The organism is Pseudomonas folii, assembly GCF_014357575.1.
GTDB classification, from domain to species: Bacteria; Pseudomonadota; Gammaproteobacteria; order Pseudomonadales; family Pseudomonadaceae; genus Aquipseudomonas; species Aquipseudomonas folii.
Genome location: NZ_JACONW010000237.1, coordinates 1 through 5,589, shown reverse-complemented (window position 1 = coordinate 5,589; position 5,589 = coordinate 1). Strand labels below are relative to the sequence as shown.

Here is a 5,589-nt window from a genome sequence, read left to right as displayed (position 1 = left end):
TTGCGGCGGCCCACGGTTCAGGATCTGCGGGCGGGTACACCGAGCACCAGCGAGGTGCCAAGTGGTGGGGTAAGAGCGCTTTGGTTACTTTCGCGCTCTTCGAAAGTGACGCGCTGTAAAAGCGCAACCAATAGAAGCCATGAACGCGACAACGGATATGTACACAAGACATAAAAGATCTGTAGCCCCCCCACACAGTGATAGTCTTGCACCCAGCACTTACCCCCGAGAGCACCCGCCAACCGACATGAAAACTCATGCAGGTTTTACCTTGATCCTTGCCGCAGCCATTGCACTGGCAAGCATCACCGTGCAAGCGAAAAACGCCCGCTACTACCGGTGGCAAGGCGCGGACCGCATCGTCTGTGCGCAAACCAGCCCCGGCGAGGGCTGGAAGCGACTGAATGGCTCCTTTATCAAACCCGACTGTTCAATCTGATCACGTCGATTGGATCAACGTCTGCATCAACGTCACTTCGGTTGAAATCGCTTTAGAGTTCGCCTGATAGGCCGTCTGCGCCTGAATCAGCTCAATCAACTCATCAGCCAGCGTCACGTTGGAACCCTCCAGCGACTGACCAATAATGACCCCCAGCGTCCCGACACCCGGCTCATCAAAATTGGCAGGCCCCGACGCACGCGTCTCGCTCCAGCGCGTGTCACTCTGCGGCTGTAACCCCTGAAGATTAGCGAAACTGGCAAGCATCACCTGACCGACATCACGAGTCAGACCGTTGGTAAAACCCGCCCGCAGCACGCCATCGCGCCCCATCGTCAAACCGCTTAATTTCCCCGAAGGATGTCCATCCACCTGCTGTGCCGAACGATTTGAAGCACCGTTGTGCTGGCGCAACCCCGTCAAATCAATGGCAATACCGCCGTCGCTGCCCGCCGCACCATTGGATACCCAGCGCTCACGACTGGTCCCGCGATCTTGAACAATGGCTGGCACCCAGCCCTCGAGCTGCAGGCTATCTGCGCCATTACCGGACAGCCCCGGCATACCGACCAACGACTTCAACGAGCCGTCTCGATTGAAAACAACGTTGGCCGTCAAAGGCTCCATCGACTCCGGCGATTGAGGATTACGGTCATTGATCAGCACATGCATACGCCAACTGTTGGTCCCGTCCTTGACGAAGTATTTCTTCAGCTCGTGCTGATTGCCCTGACCGTCAAAAATCGCGTTGGCAAAGACTCTGCTGTAGGTCTTCAGGTTGGTGGGGTCGAAGACCGGCACGGGCCGGACCATCACGGCATCACTATCATCGAGGGCGCTTGTAGCACCATCGTTCAAGGATAAAGACACCGCCCCGCCATCCGCAGCACCATTTACCACCCAATTACCGTTCACCTCTTTGGCTGGCCTCCAGCCGTGCAGCGAAAACTCGGTGTCCGATACCTTCCGGATGTGTTGTGTGTTGCCAGAGTATTGCAGCGTTCCGTTCGATTTTTTCTCCAGCGTGACATGCTGCGGAGTCGTGCTACCAGGATCTGCAGGATTACGGTCATCCACCAACACATACATCGACCATTGATTCTCGTCGGTCTTGACGAAGTACTGTTTGAGTTCGTGATCCACCGGCGGGGCTGACGCGACGCCTGCGTCCTGAATGGTTCGGCTGGTCATCCGCGTGTAAGTCGCAGGGTTGGCCGGATCAAATGCAGGCAACTGCGCAAGGGACGGCAGTGACGTATCCAGATTGATTGTTTCGGCAATCTTCGTGGTTGCCTTGGGCGCAATATTGAAAGCATCAATTTTCAGGTCGCTGCGCACCCCCGTCATGATCTCGCCCCTCTCGTTGCCCGCGTATCCCTGCAAACGCGCGCCTTCGCTGTCGACGATAAAATTGTCGGCATCCTTGAGGAATGCTCCGGCACGCGTATAAGCCAGCGAACCGCGCTCACTGACCACAAAGAAGCCATTGCCCTGGATCCGCATATCCAGGGGGCGGCCCGAGGTGGTCATGGTGTCACCCTGATTGAAGTTCTGTCGCACCTCCGATAAACGCACACCATCACCGGCAGCGTTCTGCCCACTCCCCAGGTGTGAAGACGAATACAACGCGGAGAACTGCGCACGCGAGGATTTGAATCCCACCGTTCCGGCGTTGGCAATATTATTGCCCGCCACTTCCAGCCGCTTGTTAGCAGCCTTAATTCCACCAATAGCAATATTAAACGACATTAAAACTCCCTTTAACCGTCAACGGCTTTTATTGAGGAGTTTTGATTCTCACATCATTGCGAGTAGGAAATTTCCATAGTCATTGAGTGACCGATCTGGAAATTAATATTCAATGTAGGACGCCGTATATTATTTGACTCCCATAAAAAAGCCCCTTCGAAAAGGGGCTCTTCAGCAGCTTATACAGCGACGTTTATCACGTCATCTGGATAGTGGTCTGCATGATAGTGCTTTGCGTAGAGATCGTCTTCGCGTTCGCCTGATAGTTACTTTGCGCCTTGATCAGGTTAACCAGCTCTAACGTCAGGTCCACGTTGGAATCTTCCAGCGCCTGACCGGAAATGTCGCCCAGCGTACCCGACTGAGGAGCGCCGGTAACCGGAACGCCTGAGGCGAAGGTTTCACGCCAGTTGGTACCACCGGCTGGGGACAGCCCCTGCACGTTGGCGAAGTTGGTCAGCGAGACCTGACCAATCACCTTGGATTGACCGTTGGTATAACTCGCAAACAGGTTACCGGTAGCGTCAACGCTCATGGAACTGATCTGACCAGTCGCATAACCATCCTGAGACTTGGTGATAGCGCCCGACACAGAAGCCGTTTGTGTAGTCGACAGCATGTCCAGCTGGATACCGCCTACAGCAGCAGCCGCACCGTTATCGACCCAGTTTGGAACCGTTGCAGTGCCCGCGTTATAAGCCGGATTCCAGTTGGATATCTGGAACGTCCCGTCGGCGTTAACCACGACATTCGCACTTGACGTCGGCAACGGGTCAGTGATCAGAGCCCCCGCAGAGTCAAAGCTCAACGTTGTCTGATCCGGCGTGGTAGCGGTCGCCAAATCAGCGTTGGTAGGGTCGCTGATGCTACGGCCATCAATCAGCGAGTACATCGTCCAGGTGTTAGTACCGGACTTGGCGAAGTACTGATCCAGAGTATGCTGGTTACCCTGCGAATCATAGATCGCAGTGCTGATAGGGAAATTGTAAGAAGCGGTATTACTCGGATCGAACGGAGTGACAGCAGGCACCGTCGCGGTAGAGTTCATGTTCGACGCGAGCGAGATCTTCGCTGTCGGATTTGGCGCCTGGTTCGAAGAGTCAACCCGTAGATTCTGGGAGACACCCGTTACCACGTTACCGTTGGCATCAACGTTATAGCCCTGCAGGTTCATGCCGGAACTGTTGACGATGTAACCTTCTTTATCGGTATGAAAAGCACCCGCGCGAGTGTACAGCTTCTCGCCGTTGTTGCTGATCATGAAGAAACCATTACCGTTGATTGCCAGGTCGAGGCTGTTGGCGGTGCCGGTGGTCAAGGTGCCCTGAGTAAACTGCTGGGACACTGCTGCGGTTCTTACACCACTGCCAACGTTGGTATTGCCGGAAGTACCGCGAATGGATTGCGCGTACTGATCAGCAAACTCCACACGGGAAGATTTGAACCCATTGGTTGCAACGTTGGCAATGTTGTTGCCTGCTACGTCGAGGCTTTTATTTGCTGCGTAGAGCCCACTAAGACCGGTATTGAATGACATGTAACACTCCTTCGCCGTCGAGTCGGCTCTAAATTCCGATAGTTTGTACTTTGGACAGCGCGATACTTTGACCGCCCGCCAGATTTAGTGTCATCTCTCCACCACTGACCCCGGTGGTCACACTGTTGACCGTGGCAGGCAAGTATGTGGCGAGGCCTGTTGCAGTACCGTCCAGAGAACCTGAAGCCACAAAGCTGTAGTTGCCGGAAGCGACTTTTTCACCCGCTTCGTTGGTGCCGTCCCAAGTGAAACTTGAGGTACCCGCAGATTGGCTACCCATGTCCACTGTTTTGACCAGATTCATCTGCGCGTCATAAATCTTGACATTGGTTGTCGTGCTGGATGAAGGCACTACCACCGACCCCGTCATGCCTTTCGCGGTATCAACCGAGGTTGCACCGGCATTGACAACCACTGAACGGCCGACCAGAGAAGAAGCCTGCAGGGCTTGAGACGACTGATAGAGGCCAGCAATGCCATCTACGGTAGTTGTCAGATTCTGCATGCTTTCCAGGCTGCTGAACTGCGCCAACTGGGCAACGAATTCCCCGTTATCCTGTGGCTCCAGCGGGTTCTGGTTCTTCATCTGGGTAACCAGCAACTGCAGAAAAGCATCCTTGCCCAACGCGTCGTTGGAACTGGTCTTGGTTGCAGTCGGGTTTTGCAGCGAACTTATGAATTTCGCGGATACATCGTTTTCAACGGCCATTACGCGCCCCTTATCACTGACCGAGGGTCAGGACTTTTTGCATCATGGATTTGGCGGTGTTCATGATTTCCGCGTTGGTCTGGAACGAACGACTGGCAGAAATCATGTCGGCCATTTCTTCAACGACGTTCACGTTCGGGTAGTACACATACCCATTGCCATCGGCAGACGGATGATTCGGCTCGTAGCGCGCTTCGAGGTTGGAAGCATCTTCAATGATGCCGTTGACCTGTACACCCTGACCGGCTTCACCCTGATCCTGGAACAGCGAACCGCCGCCCTGCTGGCTTTGCTGGAAAACTGTCGCGAACACCGGGTGACGGGCGCGATAAGTCTGGTCCATGCTCGAAGACACAGTCTCGGCGTTGGCGATGTTACTGGCGGTGGTGTTCAACCGAGTGGTCTGAGCACTCATGCCGCTACCGGCAATGTTGAAGACGTTGGCTAGAGACATGAATTATTCTCCACGAAGGGCTGCAACCAACCCTTTGAATTTACTGTTGAGCAAGGTGAAGCTGGCCTGGAAACCGACGGAGTTTTCCGCGTAGTTGGCGCCTTCCACTTGAGCGTCGACGGTGTTCTGATCCAGCGACGGCGCCGACGGTGTGCGATACATCAGCGTGCCGTCGGTGTTGCCCATGCCTTCAGCTTCGATATGACGGTTGTTGGTCATATTCATCGCAAACTTGCCGCTCTTGACCTTGTCGCTTTCGGCGGCCAGCACGGAAGAGAAGTCCAGATCACGCGCCTTGTAATTCGGCGTATCGGCGTTGGTGATGTTGTTAGCCAGGACCTCTGCACGCTGAGCGCGGAAGCTGAGTGCCTTTTCGTGAATGCCTAGCGCTTTATCGAAGCTGATGCTCATTTCGGGAAACCTTTACCGGTTGACCAGATTTTCTTGATAGAGACATAGCAATCAGCGTGCCAGTTTAGGAAAAGCCCTGTTTCAAAGGGCTGCGGGGCTTTGGGACAGGCGTGATGCCAGAAAAGCGGCAAGTCATTTCCGCTGAGAGCGGCATAAGCGGCATAAGCGGCAAGGTGAGTGCCGTAAAGTTGCCAAGGTGGAATCAAATGTGCCGAGTTCTATGGTGTTCTTATCGCGGGCAAGCACCGCACAGATTCTGCGCCATGCCAAATATTGGCGCGATGACGTGG

Annotated in this window: 6 protein-coding genes; 1 reads left to right on the top strand and 5 read right to left on the bottom strand. The window is 54.6% G+C overall.

Annotated features, from left to right (window positions below):
* Positions 1-247: 247 nt before the first annotated feature.
* A complete protein-coding gene (locus tag H8S59_RS25865; protein WP_187523271.1) occupies positions 248-439 on the top strand; it encodes a hypothetical protein in 192 nt (63 codons plus the stop codon).
* Here the strand turns inward: H8S59_RS25865 and H8S59_RS25860 are convergent, their stop codons facing one another.
* The 5 genes from H8S59_RS25860 to flgB all read right to left on the bottom strand — a co-directional run bounded on the left by H8S59_RS25860 (position 440) and on the right by flgB (position 5,299).
* A complete protein-coding gene (locus H8S59_RS25860) occupies positions 440-2,188 on the bottom strand; it encodes a flagellar hook-basal body complex protein (RefSeq protein WP_187523270.1) in 1,749 nt (582 codons plus the stop codon).
* 196 nt (positions 2,189-2,384) lie between these two features.
* Positions 2,385-3,725, bottom strand: coding sequence for a flagellar hook protein FlgE (gene flgE, locus H8S59_RS25855; RefSeq protein ID WP_095094562.1), 1,341 nt, complete (start codon positions 3,723-3,725; stop codon positions 2,385-2,387).
* A 28-nt stretch (positions 3,726-3,753) separates the two neighbouring features.
* Positions 3,754-4,434 carry a flagellar hook assembly protein FlgD gene (locus H8S59_RS25850; protein WP_095094564.1) on the bottom strand — a complete coding sequence of 227 codons (681 nt, stop codon included), beginning with the start codon at positions 4,432-4,434 and terminating at the stop codon, positions 3,754-3,756.
* Positions 4,435-4,447: 13 nt separating this feature from the next.
* A complete protein-coding gene (gene flgC, locus H8S59_RS25845) occupies positions 4,448-4,888 on the bottom strand; it encodes a flagellar basal body rod protein FlgC (RefSeq protein WP_027898659.1) in 441 nt (146 codons plus the stop codon).
* A gap of 3 nt (positions 4,889-4,891) precedes the next feature.
* Positions 4,892-5,299 (bottom strand): flagellar basal body rod protein FlgB, encoded by a 408-nt coding sequence (gene flgB, locus H8S59_RS25840; protein ID WP_095094566.1) that lies wholly within the window; start codon positions 5,297-5,299, stop codon positions 4,892-4,894.
* Positions 5,300-5,589 lie beyond the last annotated feature (290 nt).

What these genes read in the sequence shown, in the direction of transcription:
- flgB (WP_095094566.1), bottom strand. Translation starts at nt 5,299, where the DNA reads ATGAGCATCAGCTTCGATAAAGCGCTAGGCATTCACGAAAAGGCACTC.
- flgC (WP_027898659.1), bottom strand. Translation starts at nt 4,888, where the DNA reads ATGTCTCTAGCCAACGTCTTCAACATTGCCGGTAGCGGCATGAGTGCT.
- H8S59_RS25850 (WP_095094564.1), bottom strand. Translation starts at nt 4,434, where the DNA reads ATGGCCGTTGAAAACGATGTATCCGCGAAATTCATAAGTTCGCTGCAA.
- H8S59_RS25865 (WP_187523271.1), top strand. Translation starts at nt 248, where the DNA reads ATGAAAACTCATGCAGGTTTTACCTTGATCCTTGCCGCAGCCATTGCA.
- flgE (WP_095094562.1), bottom strand. Translation starts at nt 3,725, where the DNA reads ATGTCATTCAATACCGGTCTTAGTGGGCTCTACGCAGCAAATAAAAGC.
- H8S59_RS25860 (WP_187523270.1), bottom strand. Translation starts at nt 2,188, where the DNA reads ATGTCGTTTAATATTGCTATTGGTGGAATTAAGGCTGCTAACAAGCGG.